Annotated in this window: 18 protein-coding genes and 6 tRNA genes; 5 read left to right on the plus strand and 19 right to left on the minus strand. The window is 55.2% G+C overall.

Annotated features, from left to right (window positions below; all coding sequences use genetic code 11):
• Positions 1-46: 46 nt before the first annotated feature.
• The 7 genes from H5P17_RS13560 to miaB form a co-directional block, all read right to left on the minus strand.
• Positions 47-943: an amino acid ABC transporter substrate-binding protein gene (locus H5P17_RS13560; RefSeq protein ID WP_044548871.1), complete on the minus strand. Its 897-nt coding sequence runs from the start codon at positions 941-943 to the stop codon at positions 47-49.
• A 577-nt stretch (positions 944-1,520) separates the two neighbouring features.
• The gene (lnt, locus tag H5P17_RS13565) at positions 1,521-3,050 is read right to left on the minus strand and encodes an apolipoprotein N-acyltransferase (RefSeq protein ID WP_182823456.1); all 1,530 of its coding nucleotides are present in this window, start codon (positions 3,048-3,050) and stop codon (positions 1,521-1,523) included.
• 7 nt (positions 3,051-3,057) lie between these two features.
• Positions 3,058-3,936: a CNNM family magnesium/cobalt transport protein CorC gene (corC, locus tag H5P17_RS13570; RefSeq protein ID WP_012005653.1), complete on the minus strand. Its 879-nt coding sequence runs from the start codon at positions 3,934-3,936 to the stop codon at positions 3,058-3,060.
• A gap of 84 nt (positions 3,937-4,020) precedes the next feature.
• Positions 4,021-4,494, minus strand: a complete 474-nt coding sequence (gene ybeY / locus H5P17_RS13575) for an rRNA maturation RNase YbeY (RefSeq protein ID WP_182823458.1) — start codon at positions 4,492-4,494, stop codon at positions 4,021-4,023.
• Positions 4,491-5,546: a PhoH family protein gene (locus H5P17_RS13580; RefSeq protein WP_020825631.1), complete on the minus strand. Its 1,056-nt coding sequence runs from the start codon at positions 5,544-5,546 to the stop codon at positions 4,491-4,493. Before H5P17_RS13580 ends, ybeY begins: the two co-directional genes overlap by 4 nt.
• A 215-nt stretch (positions 5,547-5,761) precedes the next feature.
• A complete protein-coding gene (locus H5P17_RS13585) occupies positions 5,762-6,097 on the minus strand; it encodes a zinc ribbon domain-containing protein YjdM (protein WP_182823460.1) in 336 nt (111 codons plus the stop codon).
• 132 nt (positions 6,098-6,229) lie between these two features.
• On the minus strand, positions 6,230-7,654 hold the full coding sequence (miaB, locus tag H5P17_RS13590; RefSeq protein WP_182823462.1) for a tRNA (N6-isopentenyl adenosine(37)-C2)-methylthiotransferase MiaB: 1,425 nt from the start codon (positions 7,652-7,654) through the stop codon (positions 6,230-6,232).
• A 196-nt stretch (positions 7,655-7,850) separates the two neighbouring features.
• On the opposite strand from miaB, the gene ubiF reads away from it, so the two are divergent.
• A complete protein-coding gene (gene ubiF / locus H5P17_RS13595; RefSeq protein WP_182823464.1) occupies positions 7,851-9,032 on the plus strand; it encodes a 3-demethoxyubiquinol 3-hydroxylase in 1,182 nt (393 codons plus the stop codon).
• 106 nt (positions 9,033-9,138) lie between these two features.
• Here the strand turns inward: ubiF and H5P17_RS13600 are convergent.
• The 12 genes from H5P17_RS13600 to nagB all read right to left on the minus strand — a co-directional run bounded on the left by H5P17_RS13600 (position 9,139) and on the right by nagB (position 17,576).
• A tRNA-Gln gene (locus tag H5P17_RS13600) sits at positions 9,139-9,213 on the minus strand.
• A 19-nt stretch (positions 9,214-9,232) separates the two neighbouring features.
• Positions 9,233-9,309: transfer RNA gene (locus H5P17_RS13605), tRNA-Met, on the minus strand.
• 37 nt (positions 9,310-9,346) lie between these two features.
• A tRNA-Gln gene (locus H5P17_RS13610) sits at positions 9,347-9,421 on the minus strand.
• Between the two features lie 45 nt (positions 9,422-9,466).
• Positions 9,467-9,541: transfer RNA gene (locus tag H5P17_RS13615), tRNA-Gln, on the minus strand.
• 29 nt (positions 9,542-9,570) lie between these two features.
• Positions 9,571-9,655, minus strand: a tRNA-Leu gene (locus H5P17_RS13620).
• Positions 9,656-9,663: 8 nt separating this feature from the next.
• Positions 9,664-9,740 (minus strand) — tRNA-Met (locus H5P17_RS13625).
• Positions 9,741-9,960: 220 nt separating this feature from the next.
• Positions 9,961-11,625: an asparagine synthase B gene (gene asnB / locus H5P17_RS13630; protein ID WP_182823466.1), complete on the minus strand. Its 1,665-nt coding sequence runs from the start codon at positions 11,623-11,625 to the stop codon at positions 9,961-9,963.
• 289 nt (positions 11,626-11,914) lie between these two features.
• Positions 11,915-13,369, minus strand: coding sequence for a glycosyl hydrolase family 18 protein (locus H5P17_RS13635; RefSeq protein ID WP_182823468.1), 1,455 nt, complete (start codon positions 13,367-13,369; stop codon positions 11,915-11,917).
• Positions 13,370-13,549: 180 nt separating this feature from the next.
• The gene (locus H5P17_RS13640; RefSeq protein ID WP_020825637.1) at positions 13,550-14,302 is read right to left on the minus strand and encodes an HAD-IIA family hydrolase; all 753 of its coding nucleotides are present in this window, start codon (positions 14,300-14,302) and stop codon (positions 13,550-13,552) included.
• Between the two features lie 67 nt (positions 14,303-14,369).
• Entirely contained in the window at positions 14,370-15,590 is a 1,221-nt protein-coding gene (locus tag H5P17_RS13645) for an N-acetylglucosamine repressor (RefSeq protein WP_020825638.1), read from the minus strand.
• A 27-nt stretch (positions 15,591-15,617) separates the two neighbouring features.
• A complete protein-coding gene (gene nagA, locus H5P17_RS13650; protein WP_182823470.1) occupies positions 15,618-16,757 on the minus strand; it encodes an N-acetylglucosamine-6-phosphate deacetylase in 1,140 nt (379 codons plus the stop codon).
• A gap of 18 nt (positions 16,758-16,775) precedes the next feature.
• The gene (nagB, locus tag H5P17_RS13655) at positions 16,776-17,576 is read right to left on the minus strand and encodes a glucosamine-6-phosphate deaminase (protein WP_020825640.1); all 801 of its coding nucleotides are present in this window, start codon (positions 17,574-17,576) and stop codon (positions 16,776-16,778) included.
• A gap of 335 nt (positions 17,577-17,911) precedes the next feature.
• On the opposite strand from nagB, the gene nagE reads away from it, so the two are divergent.
• The 4 genes from nagE to chiQ all read left to right on the plus strand — a co-directional run bounded on the left by nagE (position 17,912) and on the right by chiQ (position 24,194).
• Positions 17,912-19,858 carry a PTS N-acetyl glucosamine transporter subunit IIABC gene (gene nagE, locus H5P17_RS13660; protein WP_182823472.1) on the plus strand — a complete coding sequence of 649 codons (1,947 nt, stop codon included), beginning with the start codon at positions 17,912-17,914 and terminating at the stop codon, positions 19,856-19,858.
• A 251-nt stretch (positions 19,859-20,109) separates the two neighbouring features.
• Complete coding sequence (gene glnS / locus H5P17_RS13665; protein ID WP_182823474.1) at positions 20,110-21,774, plus strand: glutamine--tRNA ligase; 1,665 nt, start codon at positions 20,110-20,112, stop codon at positions 21,772-21,774.
• Between the two features lie 574 nt (positions 21,775-22,348).
• Positions 22,349-23,752 (plus strand): OprD family outer membrane porin, encoded by a 1,404-nt coding sequence (locus H5P17_RS13670; RefSeq protein ID WP_020825643.1) that lies wholly within the window; start codon positions 22,349-22,351, stop codon positions 23,750-23,752.
• Between the two features lie 115 nt (positions 23,753-23,867).
• On the plus strand, positions 23,868-24,194 hold the full coding sequence (gene chiQ, locus H5P17_RS13675; protein WP_020825644.1) for a ChiQ/YbfN family lipoprotein: 327 nt from the start codon (positions 23,868-23,870) through the stop codon (positions 24,192-24,194).
• Positions 24,195-24,198 lie beyond the last annotated feature (4 nt).

Genomic DNA, 24,198 nt, shown 5'->3' on the forward strand with positions numbered 1-24,198 from the left:
TCAACAGGGCTGGTTTGGCCTGGCGGCCGCCCCAGCTCTTGTTCTATTAGTTCAGTGCTTTATCGTTAGGCTCTTTGAACAGTTGCTTCATGTCGTCGGACAGTTCGAAGTTCATGTTGAGGTTCTTCGGTGGGATAGGCTGCTTGAACCACTTATCAAACCATTTGGTCGCTTCGCCTGAAGTTTGAGCCTGAGCGATGGTGTCATCGACCAGTTTCTTGAACTCAGGATCGTCTTTGCGCAGCATACAGCCGTAGGCTTCTTTCGACTGAGGCGTGCCGATAATTTCCCATTGGTCCGGCTTCTTCGCTTTCGCGCGCTCACCTGCCAGCAGGGCGTCATCCATCATAAAGGCTACCGCACGGCCGCTTTCCAGAGTACGGAAGGAGTCACCGTGGTCTTTGGCGCTGATGATGCGCATGTTCATCTTGCCGCTGTCGTTCAGTTTATTGAGCAGCACTTCCGAGGTCGTGCCGGATGTCACCACCACGGCTTTTCCGGCCAGGTCTTTGAAATCTTTGACGTCAGAGCCTTTTTTCACCAGCAGACGGGTGCCGACCACGAAGATGGTATCGGAGAAGGCCGCCTGTTTCTGGCGCTCGAGGTTGTTGGTGGTCGAGCCGCATTCGAAGTCAAAGGTGCCGTTTTGCAGCAGCGGGATACGGTTCTGTGAGGTGATCGGCAGCATTTTGACCTGCAGACCAGGAGCGTTCAGTTTTTTCTTAACCGCTTCAACGATTTGGTTGGAGTAGTCCTGGGAGTAACCCACAACTTTTTGCTGGTTGTCGTAGTAGGAGAACGGCACTGACGATTCGCGGTGGCCGACAACGATCACGCCGTTGTCTTTGATTTTCTTCAGCGTACCGGTCAGTTCTTCCGCATGGGCTACGTTACCTGCCATACCGATCAGCAGTAACGATAACGCCAATTTACGCATTTGCATGGTCCAACTCCTTTGCTGTTGTGGTGGCTCAAATTCAAAGAGCATCAGATTCTAAATGGAGATTTATTGCTCAAGTATAAAGATAGTCTTAGAACACATAACCGTTAGAAAATAGCCGATTGTGAATGGATTGAAACTAAAATGTTTCTTTTTTTGAGACGCCACGCGCACCAAATTAATGCAACAAAACCCCAATGCACCTTTGTGGTGCCGGTCATGCTCTTGAGTTGTGCACAGGTGCGACAAAACGTCAGTAAAAGTAAATCGGCTCTCTGTAACAGAGTAATTAAAGCAAGGAGTGTGCCAGAAGCATTGATTTGGCGATGGTTTATGCTAGTCGCCTTTCAAGCTGCAGCGTTGTTACCTGCTTTACAAGACCCATCCATGGGCCTTGCCCTGCGGGGCCGCTGCAAGCAGCGTTCAAATCTGTTCCCGACAGATTTGTCACTCACCCCAGTTACTTACTTAAGTAAGCGCCTGGGGATGAGCGAGCTGGTCGCCTAGCTGCAACTTGAAATTCATAGGGTATACCGCGAGTAATTGAACGGGGCGCTGATGGGCAGCGCCCCGGTGGGGCTTATTTACGGCGCAGGCCGAGGATCAACGCCAGGCCGCCGAGCAGCAGGGTGATGATCCACAACGGCGTGGCGCCAAAACGGGCATAAGGCGTGATGCCGGTGGTTGGTGTGACTTTCACCTCAAGTACCTTGCGGGTGAACTGAGGGATCTCTGCGATCACCTCACCGTTGGCGTCTACCGCGGCGGTGACGCCGTTATTGGTGCTGCGCAACAGAGGGCGACCCAGCTCCAGAGCACGCATGCGCGCCATCTGGAAGTGCTGCCACGGGCCGATGGAATGGCCGAACCAGGCGTCGTTGGAGATGGTCAGCAGGAAGTTGGTATCCGGCCGGAAGTTGTCGCGAACCTGCTGGCCGAGAACAATCTCATAACAGATCGCCGCCGTCAGGTTATAGCCTTTCACGCTGAGCTGTGGCTGGACGTAGTCGCCACGGCTGAAAGAGGACATCGGCAAATCGAAGAACGGTGCCAGCGGGCGCAGCAGCGTTTCCAGCGGCACAAACTCGCCAAACGGCACCAGATGGTGCTTGTTATAGCGGTCCTTGGCCGGATAAACGTACGGCGTCGGCTCGCCCAGCACGATGGCGCTGTTGTAGATTTGCTGGCCCTGCGGCGTAGCACGCACATCAACGATACCGGTGATCAGGCTGCTGTTTTTGGCGCGCATCAGGTCATCCATCATGGTCAGGAAGCCGTTCTGGCTGGCTTCGTAATCCGGAATGGCAGACTCCGGCCAGATGATGATCGGCGCTTTGCCCATATAAGGATGCGTTTCGTCCAAATAGGTTTGCAAGGTGCTGACCAACGCTTTCGGATCCCACTTCATCGACTGAGCGATATTGCCCTGCACCATCGCGACGTTGACCGCCTTGTCCGGTTGCGGGGTAAACCAGTGCAGCTGGCGCAACGGCCACGGCAGCAACAGCAGTGCGACGGCAACCCCTGCCGCGGCGATCCGACGCTGATTGACGGCGTACACCAACAGCCCGGCGATCGCCATCAGCATAAAGGTGATGGTATCGACCCCGAGCAACGGCGCCACGCCTTTCAGCGGGCCGTTAAGCTGGCTGTAACCGAACTGCAGCCAGGGGAAACCGGTCAGCACCCAGCCGCGTAAAAACTCGGTGACTTGCCACAATACGGGCGCGGCAATCGCTAAACGGTACCAACTGGTGGTCGGCCACAGACGTGCCAGTAACCCGGCGAACAGCCCGGTATACAGCGACAGGTAAGCCGCCAGCAGCACGACCAGGAAGATGTTGATGGAGAAAGGCATGCCGCCGAAGTCGGCAATGCTGACGTAAACCCAGTTGATCCCCGTCCCGAACAGACCGAAGCCCCAGCAAAAACCGAGCAGGGCAGACTGTTTGGTGGTGCGGTTCAGGGTTACGGCCAACAGGCCGAACAGAGAGACAAGGGCCGCCGGCCAGATATCGTAAGGGGAAAACGCCAGCGTCCCGCTGGCGCCGGTCAACAGCGCCAGCAGGGCGCGAACCCACTGGCGTTCAAGGAAAGAGGCTTTAGCCATGTTTGATTTATTCTTCCAGTTTCGGTTGCGGAGAATCGTCCGGAATTTTTACATGAACCTGGATGATACGTCGACTGTCCGCCATCGCAACTTTAAATAGGTAACCTTCGATTTCAATGGTTTCCCCGCGTGCAGGCAGGTGACCGAAGGCTTGCATCACCAGACCGCCGATGGTGTCGACCTCGTCGTCGCTGAAGTGGGTGCCGAAGGCTTCGTTGAAGTCTTCAATCGGCGCCAGCGCTCGCACGGTATACATATGGCGGCTGAGCTGGCGGATATCCAGATCGTCTTCGTCGTCATATTCGTCTTCGATTTCGCCGACAATCAGTTCCAGAATATCTTCGATGGTGACCAGGCCGGACACGCCGCCGAACTCGTCAATGACAATCGCCATGTGATAACGCTGGGAGCGGAACTCCTTCAGCATCCGGTCTACTCGCTTGCTTTCAGGCACCACCACGGCGGTGCGCAGCACCTTGTCGATGCTGAATTCCTCGGATTCCGCACGCATAAACGGCAGCAGATCCTTGGCCATCAGAATGCCTTCGATGTGATCTTTATCTTCGCTGATCACCGGGAAGCGCGAGTGGGCGGATTCAATGATCACGTCCAGGCACTCTTCCAGCGTTTGGTTACGCTTGAGCGTCACCATCTGGGAGCGCGGGATCATGATATCGCGCACGCGCTGCTCGGCGATATCCATCACGCCTTCCAGCATGTCTCGGGTATCGGGATCGATCAGGTCGTTTTGCTCGGAATCACGGATCAGCTCTACCAGATCGCCACGGTTTTTGGGTTCGCCGTGGAACAGCTGGTTAAGGATAAGAGTAAAGAACCCCTTCTTGGGACTGGGGCTGTCATTGCTTTGTGAATGGTCGTCGCTCATGGCGTTTTAGTTAATATCACTCATGTCAGAGTTAGGGGAGTCAGCGGCAGCCCCATACGGGGGCTGCGGGGAAATCAGCTGACGTCAGAGGGGGTCTTTTTCCGCCAGGTACGGGTCCGGGTAACCCAGGCCGTGCATGATTTCGGTTTCCAAAGACTCCATTTCTTCGGCTTCATCGTCTTCGATGTGGTCATACCCTAGCAGATGAAGGCTGCCATGGACAACCATATGCGCCCAGTGGGCCTCCAGCGCCTTTTCTTGCTCGACTGCTTCCAGTTCAACCACCTGGCGGCAGATGATCAGATCGCCCAGCAGCGGCAGCTCGATACCCGGAGGAGCTTCGAACGGGAAAGACAGCACGTTGGTCGGTTTGTCTTTGCCGCGATAGGTCAGGTTCAGTTCGTTGCTTTCCGCTTCATCCACCAGGCGAATGGTGACCTCGGCCTCCTCCTGAAACTGCGGCAGCACGCCTTCCAGCCAGCGCTGGAAGGTGGCTTCATCCGGCAGGCCGTTGCTGTCTGCACAGGCAATCTGCAGATCCAAAATCACCTGACTCATGGTGTCTCCTGCTCGGAGGCGATGGTCGCCTCGCGTTTACGTTGTTCGGCAATCGCATCTTTGCGTTTTTGTTCGGCGGCTTCCCAGGCTTCATAAGCGATGACCACGCGGGCCACCACAGGATGACGCACCACGTCTTCGCTATGGAAGAAATTGAAGCTCAGCTCTTCGACGTCCGACAACACTTCCACCGCGTGGCGCAGGCCGGATTTTTGGTTGCGTGGCAGGTCTATCTGCGTCACGTCACCGGTAATGACCGCCTTGGAATTGAAGCCGATACGGGTGAGGAACATCTTCATCTGTTCGATAGTGGTGTTCTGGCTCTCGTCGAGGATGATAAACGCGTCGTTCAGGGTGCGGCCGCGCATATAGGCCAGCGGCGCTACTTCTATCACGTTACGCTCGATCAGCTTCTCCACGCGCTCAAAGCCCAGCATTTCGAACAGGGCGTCATACAGCGGGCGCAGGTAAGGATCGACCTTCTGGCTCAAATCCCCTGGCAGGAAGCCCAGTTTTTCACCGGCTTCGACCGCTGGACGGGTCAGCAGAATGCGGCGGATCTCCTGGCGTTCCAATGCGTCTACCGCGGCGGCGACCGCCAGGTAGGTCTTGCCGGTACCGGCCGGGCCGATGCCGAAGGTGATGTCGTGATCGAGAATATTGGCGATGTACTGCGCCTGATTCGGCGTTCGCGGTTTCACCATGCCGCGTTTGGTTTTGATGGTCACCGCCTTGCCGTAATCCGGCACGCTGTCGGCAACCTGTTCCAGCACCCGGCTTTCTTTGATCGCCAAATGGATCTGCTCCGGGTCGATATCCGGGATCACGCCGCGAATGGGGGCGGTGTCGACATACAGATGGCGCAAGATATCGGCGGCGGCAACCACGCAAGGGTTTTTGCCGACCAGCTTGAAACGGTTGTCACGGCGGTTGATCTCAATGCCCAACCGGCGTTCGAGTTGTTTGATATTGTCATCAAACGGGCCGCACAGGCTGAGCAATCGCTTATTGTCTGCCGGCTCTAACAAAATTTCTTGTGTTGCGACGTTCAAACTATTCCTCAAGGCTCATATCGGGCCTGGTTGGTTTTCGGTACGCGCGCTCAGGGCCAAGCCTGAACTCTCTACCTTGAATTATTCATGGTGCGCCGCACTGGCGCAAGTTTACCCATGATCTATCTGTGCGTCGGCGGCAAAATTCAAGGGCCGAAGGAGGAAAAACGCGGCCAAAACAGCCGCGTAATGCTTTGGGGAATCAGGGCTGGCGATCAGTTCTTTTTCACGAATTCGGATTTCAGCTTCATCGGGCCAAAGCCATCGATCTTGCAGTCGATGTTGTGGTCGCCTTCCACCAGGCGGATGTTCTTCACCTTGGTGCCGATTTTCAGCATCGAAGAGCTGCCTTTGACCTTGAGGTCTTTCACAACGGTCACGGCGTCGCCGTCGGCCAGCAGGTTGCCGTTGGCGTCTTTGACAATCAGCGCATCGCTGTCTTCCGCCGGCGCGCTGTCGCTCCACTCGTGGGCGCACTCAGGACAGATAAACAGGTTGTTATCCTGGTAGGTGTATTCGGAGTTGCACTTCGGGCAGTGTGGGAGTTGCATGTTATGTCGCCTCTTAATCAAAAAAATAAAAAAAAAGAAAATGGCCGGGCATCGAGACCCGGCTGATAAGTCATAAGGATAATCGCTGACGTGGCGTCGGGCGCCACGGCTTACAGCACTGCGGAGAGGGCGTCAGGGCTGATAAATGCCGACGCCCAGCGCGTTCTCTTTTCGGGTTCGGGCGATGACTGACTGCGGGGATTCATGCACGCGCAGGTCCATCTGCTGTTCGGTACGCACCACTGCGCCACGCAGTGTGTTGGTCAAAACCTCGGTGATTTCCACATCGACGAACTGACCGATCATATCCGGCGTGCCTTCAAAGTTCACCACGCGGTTGCAGGCTGTCCGGCCCGCCAGCTCCATCACGCTTTTGCGGGAAGTACCTTCCACCAAAATACGCTGTACGGTCCCGAGCATCCGACGGCTGAACTGCAGCACCTGCTGGTTGATGCGATCCTGCAGGATATACAGACGCTGTTTCTTTTCGTCTTCGCTGACGTCATCGACCATATCGGCCGCCGGTGTGCCAGGGCGCGAGGAGTAGATAAAGCTGAAGCTGGTGTCGAAGTTGATCTCGGCAATCAGATTCATGGTCTGCTCGAAATCGGCCTGGGTTTCGCCCGGGAAGCCGATAATAAAATCGGAGCTGAGCTGAATGTCCGGCCGCGCCTTGCGAAGCTTACGAATGATCGCTTTGTATTCCAATGCGGTATGCGCGCGCTTCATCATGGTCAGTATGCGGTCTGAACCGCTCTGTACCGGCAGATGCAGGAAGCTCACCAGCTCCGGCGTGTCTTGGTAAACCGCGATGATATCGTCGGTGAATTCAATCGGATGGCTGGTGGTGAAACGGATGCGGTCGATACCGTCGATGGCCGCCACCAGGCGCAGCAGTTCGGCAAACGAGCAGATTTCGCCGTCGTAAGTCGCGCCGCGGTAGGCGTTGACGTTCTGGCCGAGCAGGTTGACTTCGCGTACGCCCTGCGCCGCCAGTTGGGCGACTTCAAACAGGACGTCATCGCTTGGGCGGCTGACTTCTTCACCGCGGGTATAAGGCACCACGCAGAAGGTACAGTACTTATTGCAGCCTTCCATGATGGAGACGAAGGCGGTAGGGCCTTCGGCGCGCGGTTCCGGCAGGCGATCGAATTTCTCGATTTCCGGGAAGCTGATGTCGACGATGGGGCTGCGGGTGCCCTGCACGTGATTGAGCATTTCCGGCAGGCGGTGCAGGGTCTGCGGCCCGAACACGACGTCGACGCAAGGCGCACGGCTGCGAATGTGTTCGCCTTCCTGTGAGGCCACGCAGCCACCGACGCCGATGATCAGCGACGGGTTTTTTTCTTTCAGCAGTTTCCAACGCCCTAACATGGCGAAAACTTTTTCCTGCGCTTTCTCGCGGATCGAGCAGGTATTCAGCAGCAGCACGTCCGCTTCTTCAGCGTTGTCGGTCCATTGGTAACCGTGTGTGCTTCCCAGTAAGTCCGCCATTTTCGATGAATCATATTCATTCATCTGGCAGCCCCAGGTTTTGATATGTAGTTTTTTGGTCATTGACTTGCCATTACTCAGTGCGGACGAAAGTTGCGATACGCGACATGCAGGGCGCTTATTGTAAACATTTGACGCCGTTGTGACCAGCGCGGGGAAAACGGCATGCGACCTGAAGCCAAATTAAAAATCCGTTACACTGGTGCCAAACGCCATGCCGGTGGGAATGGCGATAATTCACTAAGAAAACATAGCCAATATGAACGTATCTCAAAAAGGGTATGACGCCGTGGTGGTAGGCGGCGGGATGGTCGGCGCGGCCGCCGCATTGGGGCTGGCGCAGGCCGGCTGGTCGGTGGCCTTGCTGGAACATCAGGCGCCGCAGGCGTTCGATGCGCAAAGCCCGCCGGATCTGCGTATTTCCGCCATCGGCTGCACCTCGGTGGGGCTGCTGAAACAACTCGGTGCCTGGCCGGCGGTGCAAGCGATGCGCTCGGCGCCTTACCGCCGATTGGAAACCTGGGAGTGGGCCTCTTCACGGGTAGCGTTTGACGCCGCCTCGCTCGGCCTGCCGGAGCTGGGGTTTATGGTGGAAAACCGTATTTTGCAACTGGCGCTGTGGCAACAGCTGGAGCAGTGCGACAACCTGACGCTCTGCTGCCCCGCCAGGCTGCGATCGTTAAAACGGGTTAATGACCATTGGCAAGTGACGCTGGACTCCTCACAGACGCTACAGGCGCGTCTGGTAGTGGGGGCCGATGGGGCCAACTCGCAGGTGCGCAATCTGGCGGCTATCGGTACCAGCGGCTGGCAGTACCGCCAGTCCTGCATGCTGATCACCGTCGATACCGGCGCGCCGCAGCAGGATACGACCTGGCAACAGTTTTTCCCTTCCGGGCCCCGGGCTTTCCTGCCGTTGTACGATCAATGGGCCTCGCTGGTGTGGTACGACAGCCCGCAGCGTATCCGCCAGTTGCAGGCTATGCCGCCAGCGCAGCTTGAGAAAGAGATCGCCGAAGCCTTTCCTGCCCGCTTAGGGGAAGTGAAGGTGCACGCGGCCGGATCTTTCCCGTTAGCGCGCCGCCATGCGCAACGCTACGTGTTGCCGGGGTTGGTGTTGCTCGGTGACGCGGCACATACCATCAACCCGTTAGCAGGGCAGGGGGTAAACCTGGGGTATCGTGACGTAGAGGCCTTGCTGGCGGTTTTGTGTGATGCACGCGAGTTGGGCGAAGACTGGAGCAGCGAAGCGGTGCTGATGCGTTATCAGCGTCGTCGCCGCACCGATAACTTGCTGATGCAAAGTGGTATGGATCTGTTTTATACCGCTTTCAGCAATAATTTGTCGCCGCTTTGCGTGGTGCGCAATATTGCGTTGATGGCGGCCCAGCGGGCGGGCAAGTTGAAGGAACATGCGCTGAAATACGCGCTGGGGCTGTAGGCGGCCCTTATCCTACAAGGGCGCAGTTCAATGTCGTGCCCTTATTCATTCGGTCTCGCCAAATTTCAGATAGCAAAAAGCCCGCCGAAGCGGGCTTTTCTAAATGTGGCTGGGGTGCCAGGATTCGAACCTGGGTATGCTGGTATCAGAAACCAGAGCCTTACCGCTTGGCGACACCCCAATGGTGTAACAGTAAAATATGGTGGCTACGACGGGATTTGAACCTGTGACCCCATCATTATGAGTGATGTGCTCTAACCAGCTGAGCTACGTAGCCATTTTCAATATTTTACTTTAAAAGTCAACAGTGTTGATGGCTGGGGTACCTGGATTCGAACCAGGGAATGCTGGTATCAAAAACCAGTGCCTTACCGCTTGGCGATACCCCATCAACACGTTTAACTTTTTTTGCAACATCCCCATCCTAAAAAAGATGGCTGGGGTACCTGGATTCGAACCAGGGAATGCCGGTATCAAAAACCGGTGCCTTACCGCTTGGCGATACCCCACCTGTTGCCTGCAACTCGATGAAAAGAAATGGTGCGGGAGGCGAGACTTGAACTCGCACACCTTGCGGCGCTAGAACCTAAATCTAGTGCGTCTACCAATTTCGCCACTCCCGCAAAAAAGATGGTGGCTACGACGGGATTTGAACCTGTGACCCCATCATTATGAGTGATGTGCTCTAACCAGCTGAGCTACGTAGCCATCTTTTTTCGCGCAACCTTCATCGGCGTTGCGGGGCGCATTATGCGTATATGGCCGTTTTGCGTCAACAAGTTTTTTCCCGAAAAAGCGGCTGGATGTGTCGTTTGTCTGGGTTGTGAACAGTATGGCGATAAAAGCATCAGTTCAGGCAATTAATGGTTGAAAACATCAGCAAAAAGGCGGGCCCGGAGGCCCGCCTTGGGGAGAAAACCCGGCGTGATTATTTGTAGGCGGACTGGTGAACGCCGACTGCACGACCAGAAGGATCGTCCATTTTCTTGAATGACTCGTCCCATTCGATGGCTTTGGCTGAGGAACAGGCCACTGACGGGCCGCCAGGCACGCATTCTGCCGCGCTTGGCAGCGGGAACAGCTCTTCGAAAATTTCGCGATACAGGTAGCCTTCTTTGGAGCTTGGCGTGTTGTACGGGAAACGGAAACGTGCGGTTTCGAGCTGTTGATCGCTGATCTGCTTGGCAGCGACCTCTTTCAGCGTGTCAATCCAGCTGTAACCCACGCCGTCGGAGAACTGCTCTTTCTGGCGCCAGGCGACGCTGGCCGGCAGATAGGATTCAAAACATTCGCGCAGGATATGTTTTTCCATTTTGCCATTGCCGCACATTTTGTCCTTAGGATTGATGCGCATTGCCACGTCGAGGAATTTTTTATCCAGGAAGGGCACGCGGGCTTCCACACCCCAGGCGGACATCGCCTTGTTGGCGCGCGCGCAGTCAAACATATGTAGCGCTAACAGTTTACGTACGGTTTCGTCGTGGAACTCACGGGCATCCGGCGCTTTATGGAAGTACAGGTAGCCGCCGAACACTTCGTCCGCGCCTTCGCCAGACAGCACCATCTTGATGCCCATCGCTTTGATTTTGCGTGACATCAGGTACATCGGGGTGGAAGCGCGAATGGTGGTAACGTCATAGGTTTCGATGTGATAAATCACGTCGCGAATGGCGTCCAGACCTTCCTGTACGGTGAAGTGGATCTCATGGTGCACGGTGCCCAGGTGGTTTGCCACTTCCTGCGCGGCGCGCAGATCCGGTGAACCCTCCAGACCCACGGCGAAGGAGTGCAACTGCGGCCACCAGGCTTCGCTGCGTTCTTGATCTTCTACACGGCGTGCCGCGTACTTTTTGGTAATGGCGGATATCACGGAAGAATCCAGACCGCCGGATAGCAGTACGCCGTAGGGTACGTCGGACATCAGGTGGCTTTTCACCGAGTCTTCCAGCGCGTTGCGCAGGGCATTGGCGTCGGTCACGTTGTCTTTAACGTTGTCGTAATCGAACCAGTCACGTTGATAATATTCACGGATCTCGCCGTCCTGGCTCCACAGGTAGCTGCCCGCCGGGAATTCTTTAATGGTGCGGCAAACCGGCACCAGCGCTTTCATTTCAGAGGCGACATAAAGGTTGCCGAATTCATCGTGTCCCATGTAAAGCGGGATAATGCCCAGATGGTCGCGGCCAATCAGGTAAGCGTCTTTCTCTGAATCGTACAGTGCGAAGGCGAACATGCCTTGCAGCTCGTCGAGGAAGTCAGGGCCTTTCTCCTGGTACAGCGCCAGGATCACTTCACAGTCGGAGCCGGTCTGGAATTCGTAGCGATCGCTAAATTGCTGGCGCAGCGCCTGGTGGTTGTAGATCTCGCCGTTAACGGCCAGAACGTGGGTGTGCGCAGCGTTGTACAGCGGTTGGGCGCCATTGTTGACGTCGACAATCGACAGGCGCTCATGCACCAGAATGGCTTTATCGCTGGCGTAAACACCGGACCAATCCGGGCCGCGGTGGCGCATCAGACGGGACAGCTCCAGCGCTTTTTTACGCAGTTCAACGGGATCGGACTTCAGATCGAGCACACCGAAAATAGAACACATATACCGACTCTCCTAACGACTTTTTTAGACTGTGATGTTGTATTTGCTGTTATAGGCAGCATGGTCGCTTCATCAGTGATGGCGCGGTTTTGCTGCGTTGTGTTTATGAAAATGCGTCAAAACCGGCAGGGGATGCAAGTGTTTTAGCGCTGCGCCGAAAAATAGTTGTTTGGGAGGGGGCTAAAATTAGCGGATATTCAGTTAGCAGCCATTAAAATTAATGAATATTCAATTTTTCAATCTATGGATGAGTTGCCGGATAATTTTACCGGCAACTCATTGCCGACTATCAGGCGGTCAACTGCCACAGGGTGAAGGCCGCATCCGGCGTCCATCCTGCATTGGAAGTGTGGGCCTGCAGGCAGGTGTATTTCTTGCCCTTATACGTCACCAAATCACCGGCCTTGTAGCTGTGATTGTTCTGCCACTCGGCCACGCCCGGATCGGGAGGCGTACCACCGTCCGAGGTTTTAACTGCCAGCGCACCGCTAGGCAGCGAAGTATTGCCTTGGTTGTCGGTGGCGGTGACAAAATAGCTGTACTGAGTGGCTGCCGTCAGGCCGCTGTCCTGCAGCGACAGGCCGCCGGTCTGGCCGATGGCGTTGCCGTTACGGTAAACCGTATAGTGGCTAATCGGTTTGGCGCTGCTTGCTGCAGCCCAATTCAGCGTCAACGACGTTGCGGTAATCGCGCTGGCGTTCAGCGCGGTAGGCGCTTCAGGCTTTCCCGGCGGCGGGGTGACCCCGCCCTGGATCAGCGCGGCATAACGAGTTTTGAATTCCCAGTTATAGGCCACGCCGGCCTTGCTCTTGCCATTATCCCAGTTCACTGACCAGGTCATCAGGCCCTTGATCGACAAGTTTTTGGCGTCAAGGCGCGCGAAAGCGTTATAGACCGCCTGCTTGTCGACCACATAACCGGTGGCGGCGGCGTCATTATTGGTGGGTAAACCGATCACAAATTTGGATGCCGGGATTTTGGTGTAGCCGCGGGTGCCGGTGACCAGGCTTTCGGTCAGGTAATACAAGAAGTCTTCTTTCATCGCGTCGTTATTCTGGGTGATCCAGGCGCCTTTGCCGCCATTGGCTTCGTCAACCCAGATACCGTCACCGCCCTGGTTATAATATTGCGGTGCAATAAAATCATAAAACCCTTCGAGCGCGGTAATATAATCCAGGTAAGTCCCGTTGGTGCGCAAATAAGGGAATTCTGGCGCCATGCTGACAATAAAGTTTTTACCTTCGGCGGCATAATGCGCTTTTACTTTTTTCAGTGCGGCAGGCAAAACGGTTTTATTATTGGCGGCACCAATGGCGGCCTGTTCCAGATCGATATCCAGACCGTCAAAACCGTAGGTTTCCACCAGACGGATAATTTCATTGGTCAGCTTGTCTTCATCGCCGGTTTTCAATTCGATATGCGCATCGGCGCCGCCGAGGGAAATCAGTACCGCGCGGCCCTGGCTGTTCAGTACACCGACCTGGCGGCGGAACTCGGTATCGGACAGGTTGTAAGGCTTGAAGGTGGGGATACCCACGCCCTTCATAAAGGCTACGGCCACCACGTTATATTCGGCCGGGATATCGGTCAGGTTCATATTGGCGAATTGACCCTGCTGATAACCGTCACTGGCGCCGGCGGCCCAGTTGTGCCAAAAGCCCATCATGATTTTTTTATTCGACATATCCGGCATGGCGGCTGCGTCATCTGCAGCTTGTGCATTGATAATATTATCGGAGCTCATAGTAACCTCGTTATTTTAGGTAAGATTAATTCCACACGCCGGCAATAGCGGGTATTGGCGGGGCGTAAATACATAGTGCGGATTTTTAACGAGGGTGGGGTGAAACCTTTCCCGGCCAATAATAAATTAAATTCAAATTGGCGCGAAAATTAAGGGTGGCCGCGATGGCCACCTCAGCGATTAGAAAATATTGATATCGGCAACGGAAGGGAAGATGTAGCTCGGGCGGAACGGCATGGTTTCGACATCGTTCAACGTCGAGACGCCGGACAACACCAGCACGGTTTCCAGACCTGCCTGGAAGCCCGCCAGGATATCGGTGCGCAGGTTGTCGCCGACGATGACCGTCTCTTCCGAATGCGCCTGCATTTTGTTGAGCGCGGCGCGGATGATCCATGGGCTGGGTTTGCCGACGTAAAACGGCTTACGGCCGGTGATTTTCTCGATCGGGGCGCACAGCGCGCCGCAGGCAGGCACAAAGCCATGGCCGTGAGTATCCGGGTTGGTCGCGATAAAGCGCGCGCCGTTATTCACGAAGTAGGCGGCCTTATGCATCATGTCCCAGTTATAGGAGCGGGTTTCCCCGACAATCACGAAGTCCGGGTTGATGTCGGTAATGGTGAAGCCGGCTTTATACAATTCGTGGATCAGCGCGCCTTCGCCCACCACGTAGGCCTTTTTGCCTTCCTGACGGCGCAGGAAATCGGCGGTGGCCATCGCGGAGGTATAAAACGCGCTTTCCGGGACTTCAAGCCCGGCGGCGGAGAAGCGGTTCGCCAGATCCTGTGCGGTCTGCGACGGGTAGTTGGTCAGCACCACCAGCGGCATGCCCTGTTCCTGAATGCGCGCCAGGAAAAGATCGGCGCCGGGAACCGGCGTGTTGTCATGCAGCAGCACGCCGTCGATATCACATATAACGTTTTTGATTGTCATTGTTGCTGTTTCTCATGATTGGCGGCAGGCAAAACGCGAAGATAACACACCTGCCTTAGGCGGCGGATCAGCTTTCCAGCAATCGCTGCAATAGCACGCCGTTGAGCATTGCCCGCTTGGCCAGGGCGAAAGCCCCGATCGCCGAGCGATGATTGAGTTCGGAGGTGACCACCGGCAGGTTCTTGCGGAAGTCTTTCAGCACCTGAGTATTGATGCAGCTTTGGATCGCCGGCAGCAGCACTTTTTCTGCCTCGGTAATTTCACCGGCGATCACCACTTTCTGCGGATTAAACAGGTTAATGGCAATGGCCACGGCTTTGCCGAGGTAGCGGCCGACGTGCTCGATCACTTCGCTGGCCAGCAGGTCACCGCGGTTGGCGGCCTTGCAGATGGCGGAGATGCTGCAGTCGTCGAGTGTCAGCTTGCTGGGGTAGCCCTGAGTCAGTAACTGGCGCACGCGGTGTTCAATCGCGGCATTGGCGGCGACGGTTTCCAGACAGCCGAAGTTGCCGCAGTGGCAGCGTTCCCCCAGCGGGTCGATCTGAATATGGCCGATTTCGCCGACGTTGCCGTTATTGCCCAGGAAAATCTGGCCGTTGACGATAATGCCGGCACCGGTGCCGCGGTGCAGACGTACCAGAATGGAGTCTTCACAGTCGCGGGTGGCGCCAAAATAGTGTTCGGCCAAAGCCAGGCTGCGGATGTCATGGCCGACGAAGCTGGTGACGTTAAAGCGTTGCTGCAGGTTGTCTACCAGCGGCCAGTTGCTGACGCTGATGTGTGGCATGTAGCGCACCACACCGAGCGCCGGGTCAACCAGACCGGGCAGGATCACCGCGATGGCGATCAGTTCGCGCAGCTTGCGTTGGTAGTCTTCGATAAACTGCGCAATGGCGGTGAACAACGCATTTTCCAGTGTTTCCTGGGTCCTTTCCGGCAGCGGGTAGTGCTCTTCACCGAGCGATTTTCCGCTCATGTCGTACAGGGTGATGGTGGCATCGTGGCGACCGAGGCGTACGGCCACGGTGTGGAAATGCCGGGTTTCGGAGACAATGGAAATGGCGCGGCGGCCGCCGGTAGAGGCTTGCTGATCGACTTCTTTGATCAGCCCGCGCTCCAACAGCTGGCGAGTAATTTTAGTGACGCTGGCGGGCGCTAGCTGGCTCAGTTCGGCTATTTGAATGCGCGAGATCGGACCCTGTTGGTCGATCAGGCGGTAAACCGCCGCGCCGTTGAGTTGTTTGACTAAGTCAACGTTCCCTATCTGTGCCTGTCCGCCAGTACTCATCAATAATTTTACTCGCTGTTCATGAAATTAAACCTCGTTACCGTTAACGAGCGTTTTGGTGATGCTAAAGTCGCGGGTAAACGCGGTCAGGTTTGCCACCTTACCGGCTTCGATCGTACCTAAACGATTGTCTACGCCGATAGCACGCGCCGGATAGAGTGTCGCCATACGCAGCGCTTCATCTAACGCGATGCCGACATGTTCAACGCTGTTTTTCAACGCGTCAATCATGGTCAGCGCAGATCCGCTCAGGGTGCCGTTCTCGTCCACGCACAGCCCATCGCGATAGTATATTGTTTTACCGGCGAAAATAAATTGGTCAATATCAGCACCCGCCGGGGCGGTGGCGTCGGTGACCAGCACCAATTTATCACCTTTCATGCGTTTGGCGTTACGGATACTCGCCCAGGCCACGTGATGGCCGTCGGCGATAATGCCGGTATAGACTTCAGGCGTGTCGAAAATCGCCCCCATCAGCCCCGGTTCGCGCCCGGTGATATACGGCATGGCGTTATACAGGTGAGTGGCGAAGGTAATGCCGGCAGCAAAACCGGTGCGGGCCTGTTCGTAAGTCGCGTTCGAGTGACCGGCGGACACCACGATGCCGGCGTCGGTCAGTTGCTTGATAAAGTGCGGCTCTACCATTTCCGGCGCCAGCGTCACCTTGGTGATCACATCGGCATTCGCGCACAGATAGTCGATCATCTCTTGGGTTGGCTTGCGGATAAACGCCGGGTTATGGGTGCCTTTTTTCAACGGGCTAAGGTACGGCCCTTCAAGGTGCAGACCCAGCGCCTGGTTCTGGTGCTTTTTCAGATAAGCGCGCATCACTTCGATGCTGTGCTTCATAAATTCGTCGCTGCTGGTGATCAGCGTCGGCAGATAGCTGGTACAGCCGGATTTTTCGTTGGCACGCTGCATAATTTCCAGCGTCTCTTCCGAAATGGCGTCCAGCGAGTCGTTAAATTGAACGCCGCCGCAGCCGTTAAGCTGCACGTCGATCAAACCGGGGGCCAGGATAGCGCCACCCAGATCGCGCGTTTCAATGCCGGCCGGCAGTTCAGCCAGCGGGCAAACTCGTTCAATCAGGCCATCAGCGATTACCACTGCATGGTCGTCAAGTACGTCGTGGCCGGTAAAAATACGGCCGTGGGTTAAAGCGAACATCGTAGCCCCCTGCAGGAATTAAAGACTCTTCACGCTTTCCGCTTCTAATTCGCGGAAATACTTAACGGTTTTGACTTTCAGCTCCATGGTGGATGGCTCATCGCACACCACAACGGCCTTGGCATGCAGCTGCAGGCAACTGATGGTCCACATGTGGTTGATGTTGCCTTCCACAGCGGCTTCCAGCGCCTGAGCCTTGGCGTGGCCGGTCACCAGAATCATCACTTCCTCTGCGTCGAGCAGCGTGCCCACGCCCACGGTCAGTGCAAACTTCGGTACCAGGCTAACGTCGCCGCCAAAGAAGCGGGAGTTGGCGATGCGGGTATCTTCGGTCAGGGTTTTGATGCGAGTGCGCGAGGCCAGAGATGAAGCCGGCTCGTTAAACGCGATATGACCGTCGATGCCAACGCCACCCATGAACAGGTTGATCTTGCCGTAGGATTTGATTTTCGCTTCGTACTGGCGGCACTCGGCGTCAACGTCCGGTGCATTACCATTCAGCAGGTTGATATTTTCGCGTGGGATATCAACGTGATCAAAGAAATTACGGTACATGAAGGTATGATAGCTTTCCGGGTGTTCCTGCGGCAGGCCAACGTATTCATCCATGTTGAAAGTCACCACATGCTTAAAGCTTACTTCACCTGCTTTGTGCATCGCAATCAGATGTTTGTACGCTTCCAGCGGAGTACCACCGGTTGGCAGGCCGAGCACAAACGGACGCTCCGCAGTAGGCTTGAATGCGTTGATGCGCTGGACGATATGGCGTGCGGCCCATTTGCCGACTTGTGCAGTATCTTTCAGTGGGATAAGTCTCATCTAACACCTCTTGGGGTAAGTAAACTAAAGCTATACTGGTTCGTGCCTGAACGAGAGTCTTAAGCCTAACCCAGGTTTATGATTCTCACGTGATGCGTCAGGTTCGATGATTTTTTTAATGATAAAATAAGTTTTGTGTGATGGCTAGCAATGTGGCAGCTTAAGACTGCTTTTTGGTGATATAAATCACAAAAAAGGAGGTTTTAATTTGCGATACGAAATAATTTTTTTACACTCCACTTTGTTGTCGTTCGTCCAGAGTTAATCGCAGTGTGTGATGGCGCTAGCGTAAAATATGATAAAGCCCATAAAAGGGCATTAGGGGGAATATTAAGGTGAACATACTCGGCTTTTTCCAAAGATTGGGCAGGTCGTTGCAACTGCCAATCGCAGTACTGCCCGTGGCGGCGCTTTTGCTCCGCTTCGGCCAGCCCGACTTACTCAATATTTCGTTCATCGCACAGGCCGGTGGATCAATCTTTGATAATTTGGCGTTAATTTTCGCTATCGGTGTGGCAGCAACCTGGTCGAAAGACAATGCCGGTTCAGCCGCACTGGCGGGTGCGGTAGGTTACTTCATCCTGACCAAAGCGATGGTCACCATCAACCCGGCGATCAATATGGGCGTGCTGGCCGGTATTATTACCGGTCTGGTGGGCGGGGCGGTTTATAACCGCTGGTCCGGCATCAAACTGCCTGAGTTCCTTTCCTTCTTCGGCGGTAAACGTTTCGTTCCTATCGCCACCGGCTTTTTCTGTTTAATCCTTGCGGCGATCTTTGGTTACATCTGGCCACCGGTTCAGAATGCCATCCACGCCGGCGGTGAATGGATTGTGTCCATGGGTGCGGTGGGTTCCGGCATCTTCGGTTTCGTTAACCGTCTGCTGATCCCAACCGGCTTGCATCAGGTATTGAACACCATCGCCTGGTTCCAGATTGGTGAATTCACCAATGCCGCGGGCACCATCTTCCACGGTGACATCAACCGCTTCTACGCGGGCGACGGCACTGCCGGGATGTTCATGTCCGGCTTCTTCCCAATCATGATGTTCGGTTTGCCGGGTGCGGCACTGGCCATGTATTTCGCTGCGCCGAAAGAGCGTCGCCCAATGGTTGGCGGTATGTTGCTGTCTGTGGCACTGACCGCGTTCCTGACCGGCGTGACCGAGCCGCTTGAATTCCTGTTCATGTTCCTGGCTCCGCTGCTGTATCTGGTCCATGCCATTTTGACCGGTATCAGCCTGTTTGTAGCCACCCTGCTGGGTATTCACGCCGGCTTCTCCTTCTCTGCAGGCGCCATCGACTATGTGTTGATGTACAACCTGCCGGCCGCCAGTAAAAACGTCTGGATGCTGGTCCTGATGGGTCTGGTCGCCTTCGCGGTCTACTTCGTTCTGTTCTCCGTCATTATCCGTGCGTTCAACCTGAAAACGCCGGGTCGCGAAGATGCGTCTGACGATATCGTCGCACCGGAAGCCAACAGCAATACCGATGAAGGTCTGCGCGCTCTGTCTCGTAGCTATATCGGTGCCATCGGCGGTTCAGACAACCTGACCGGCATTGATGCCTGCATTACCCGTCTGCGTCTGAGCGTGAAAGATTCTTCGAAAGTGCTCGATGCAAGCTGTAAACGTCTGGGTGCTTCCGGCGTGGTGAAACTGAACAAGCAAACCGTTCAGGTGATTGTGGGTTCTAAAGCGGAAGCCATTGCCGACGGCATGCGTGCGGTTATCGCAGCCGGCCCGGTTCCTGCGGCAGAAGTGGCACCGGCAGCCGGTGTGACCGCAGTTAAATCTCAAGCGGTGCCTAACGCGCCGAAAGTGGCCTTCGAGTCGCTGGTGGCTCCGGTCACCGGTGAAGTGGTGGCGCTGGATCAGGTGCCTGACGAAGCCTTTGCCAGCAAAGCGGTAGGCGACGGTCTGGCGATTCGCCCAACGGATAAAACCGTCGTGGCGCCGGCTGACGGCACCATCGTGAAAATCTTCAACACCAACCACGCTTTCTGTCTGGAAACCGACAAGGGTGCGGAAATTGTGGTGCACATGGGTATCGACACCGTGGCATTGAACGGTCAGGGCTTCAAGCGTCTGGTTGAAGAGGGCGCAGAGGTGAAAGCCGGCCAGCCAATCCTTGAACTGGATCTGGACTTCCTGAACGCCAACGCCCGCTCGATGATAAGCCCGGTAGTGGTCAGCAACGCTGACGATTACGCCGGTCTGTCGGCGCTGGCGACCGGTTCTGTGGTCGCAGGCCAGACCAAACTGTTCGAGATCCAAAAGTAAACCGATTTACCTGAGTAGTACCTGGGGTGTTTAACGAGTCATGACGGAACGCACCCTACCTTTGGCGGGAAGAGAGCAATCTCTTCCCGCTTTTTTATGGGCGACAGGTAACGAAAGCTGCCCCGTTGTGGTGCTGCGATCTGTCGTGGTGCAACGTCCCGCATTTTTCGTGAAACAAACGGTTGTTTCCGGGCGTGGCTTGTTGGATCATAGGCGGTTATGTGTAGCGCTTTGCATTGAGGAATAGTGAAATGAGTGAGGCTGAAGCCCGCCCAACCAATTTTATCCGTCAGATCGTCGATGAAGATCTGGCGTCAGGGAAACACGCGTCGGTACATACCCGTTTCCCGCCGGAGCCGAATGGCTATCTGCATATCGGCCATGCAAAATCCATTTGCCTGAACTTCGGCATTGCCCGTGACTACCAGGGCCAGTGCAACCTGCGTTTCGATGACACCAACCCGGTGAAAGAAGATATCGAGTTCGTTGAGTCGATCAAACACGACGTGGAGTGGCTGGGCTTTGAGTGGAGCGGCAACGTCCGTTACTCCTCAGATTACTTCGATCAGCTGCACCAGTATGCGGTAGAGCTGATTAACAAAGGGCTGGCCTACGTCGACGAGCTGTCGCCTGAGCAAATCCGCGAATATCGCGGCAGCCTGACCTCGCCGGGCAAAGACAGTCCGTACCGCGGTCGTAGCGTGGAAGAGAACCTGGCGCTGTTTGAAAAAATGCGCAACGGCGAATTCGCCGAAGGTAGCGCCTGCCTGCGTGCCAAGATCGACATGGCTTCGCCGTTTATCGTGATGCGCGATCCTGTGCTGTACCGCATCAAGTTCGCGGAACACCACCAGACCGGCAACAAATGGTGCATCTACCCGATGTACGATTTCACCCACTGCATTTCCGATGCGCTGGAAGGGATCACCCATTCGCTGTGTACGCTGGAGTTCCAGGACAACCGTCGTCTGTATGACTGGGTGTTGGACAACATCACCATCCCTTGTCATCCGCGTCAGTACGAATTCTCACGCCTTAATCTCGAGTACGCCATCATGTCTAAGCGCAAGCTGAACCAGTTGGTGACCGAGAAAATCGTTGAGGGCTGGGATGACCCGCGTATGCCGACCGTTTCCGGCCTGCGTCGCCGTGGCTATACCGCTGCGTCCATCCGCGAGTTCTGCCAGCGTATCGGCGTGACCAAGCAGGAAAACAACGTCGAAATGATGGCGCTCGAAGCCTGCATTCGTGAAGAGCTGAACGAAAACGCGCCGCGTGCGATGGCCGTGCTGGATCCGGTGAAGGTTGTCATCGAAAATATGACCTCCGGCGTGGAAATGGTGACCATGCCTAACCACCCGAACAAGCCGGAAATGGGCAGCCGTGAGGTGCCGTTCAGCCGCGAGGTTTATATCGACCGTGCTGACTTCCGCGATGAAGCCAACAAGCAGTACAAGCGTCTGGTACTGGGGAAAGAAGTGCGTCTGCGCAATGCCTACGTGATCAAGGCTGAACGCGTCGAGAAAGATGCTGAAGGCGAGATCACCACCATCTTCTGCAGCTACGATGCGGACACTTTGAGCAAAGATCCTGCCGATGGCCGCAAGGTGAAGGGCGTGATCCACTGGGTGTCTGCTGAGCATGCATTGCCGGCGGAAATTCGCGTGTACGACCGTCTGTTCAGCGTGCCGAATCCGGCTGCGGCAGAGGACTTCCTCGCCACCATCAACCCGGAGTCGCTGGTTATCAAGCACGGCTTCGTGGAGCCTAGCCTGGCTGCCGCACAGCCGGAAAAGGCCTATCAGTTCGAGCGAGAAGGTTATTTCTGTGCCGATAACCGTTACTCCTCGACTGAGCACCTGGTGTTTAACCGCACCGTTGGCCTGCGCGACACCTGGGCTAAACTGGGTGTCTGATTGATCAACGGCTAACACCCCAAGAGCGCAACTTCGGTTGCGCTTTTTTTATGTCTGCGCCATTTCCCCCTTCCGCTGCGATGTTGTTCCTTCAATCCTCTTTTAAATTTTTATCTGGCCGTTGTAACAGTAATTTCTTGATATAAATCATCGCTCATATAACATTGTCTTATATATTCGTGATGCGAATTAATGTCATCTGGAGAGCGCTCTCATATTTTTTCTTCTGGCTGACTTTTTTGATTCGGCTGAAACCATTAATCGTCTCCTGTTGACCTCGTATCATTGTTTATTCTGATTTTATTGAATTTTTTATTCGACATCCTCTTTGCATACCCACGTAACAAAATCTCATCGATATGTGCTCTTTGTCATACTTTGACAAATCTCTCTGATATTTCATTTGATAATTCGCGTCGCGAAAAATAGTCTGTCTGTAGCAATAAGTGCTGTGGGAATTTAGCCCATCGGCAATATTTTTTACCCGGTTGGGTTTTTTATTGGCAGTCGTGCAGGGCAGTGGTGAACACGGGCGGCTGCAACTTTTAAAGTTAAGTCAAAGAGGAATTTCATTATGGGTACGCACGGTGCTCAGCGTAAAACGCTGGCGCTCGCAGTCGCGGGTGCGCTGTTGGGAACAGGGTTTGCCATGGCCCCTGAGGCGAAAGCCGCAGGATTTATCGATGACTCCACGATGACCGGCGGTGTTTACTACTGGCAACGTGAGCGTGACCGTAAAGATCTCAATCCGACCAGTGACGATTACAATAAATACACCACCAACTTGTCGCATTCGACGGCCAACCTGAGCCTGGATTTTGCCTCGGGCTATGCCTGGGACATGTTCGGCCTGGACGTGGGCGCCTTTACCGCCATCGAGCTGGCTGAATCCAGCGCCAGCGGCCACCCGAATGAAATCGCGTTCTCCTCCAAAAACCGTACCTATGATGAAGACTACTCCGGCGACAAAGGCGGCATCAGCCTGTATAAAGCCGCCGGTAAATTCAAATATGGCCCCGTCTGGGCACGTGGCGGTTATATCCAGCCAAGTGGCCAAACTCTGTTGGCGCCGCATTGGAGCTTTATGCCAGGCACCTATCAGGGCGCAGAGGCCGGCGCCAAGTTTGACTACGGCGATGCCGGTGAGTTGAGCTTCTCTTACATGTGGACCAATAAATATAAAGCGCCATGGCACATCGAGATGGACGACTTCCGCCAGAACGATAAAAAAACCGGTGTCTCCTACCTGCACTCGCTGGGTGCCAAATACGACTTCAAAAACGATTTGGTGCTGGAGGCGGCATTCGGCCAAGCCCAGGGCTATGTGAATCAGTACTTCACCAAGGCGTCTTATAAATTCGATCTGGTGGGCAACCCGCTGACCACCAGCTACCAGTTCTACGGCACCGAAGACCGCATTAACGACAAGAACGACCCGAACAGCATTTACGACGGTCTGGCCTGGCTGCAAGCACTGACCTTTGGTTACACCACCGGCCAGTTCAACTGGCGCCTGGAAGGCACCATGGTCAAAGCCGAAGGCAACCAGGGCTACTTCCTGCAACGCATGACGCCAACCTACGCTTCTTCTAACGGCCGCCTCGACGTGTGGTGGGATAACCGTTCCGACTTTAACGCCAACGGCGAAAAAGCGGTTTATGCCGGGGTGATGTACGACCTGAGCAACTGGAACCTGCCGGGCATGGCGGTGGGCGGTTCTTACGTTTACGCCTGGGACGCCAAACCGAGCACCAACCCTATGTACGATCAGAGCCAGCGCCTGAAAGAGAGCGCCTGGAGCCTGGATGCCATGTACACCATTCAGGAAGGTCGCGCCAAAGGCACGCTGCTGAAACTGCACTACACCCAATACGACAACCACACCAATATCCCAAGCTGGGGCGGGGGTTACGGCAACATCTTCCAGGACGAGAAAGACGTCAAATTCATGGTTATCGCGCCATTCACCATTTTCTAAAACATACCTTACAGCTTTCAGGTTGCAGCCAGTGCAGCTAGCAACGCTGCAGCTTGAAAGATGACCGGTATCTTCCCCGGCGGCAGCGCCGGGGTCATTTAACGGGAATAAAACGATGAAAAAAATCATGATGATGTTGGCTGCGGTAGCTACGCTGAGCGCCTGCGTACAGCCGGCGGCACCGCCGGAAGATGCCAAATTGAAACAGGCCTACAGCGCCTGCATCAACACCGCAGAGGGCTCACCGGAAAAACTGCAGTCATGCCAGGCGGTGTTGAACGTACTGAAACAAGAGAAGCAGCATCAACAGTTCGCCGAGAAAGAAACGGTGCGGGTGATGGATTATCAAAACTGTATTCAAGCGGTTCACAGCGGTAACGGCCAGGCTTATGACGCCAAATGTGGCCAGATTTGGAAAGAGATCCGCGATAACAACAATTAAGGAT

The sequence above is a fragment of the Serratia sp. OS31 genome, from assembly GCF_014164835.1.
Classification (GTDB): Bacteria; Pseudomonadota; Gammaproteobacteria; order Enterobacterales; family Enterobacteriaceae; genus Serratia; species Serratia liquefaciens_A.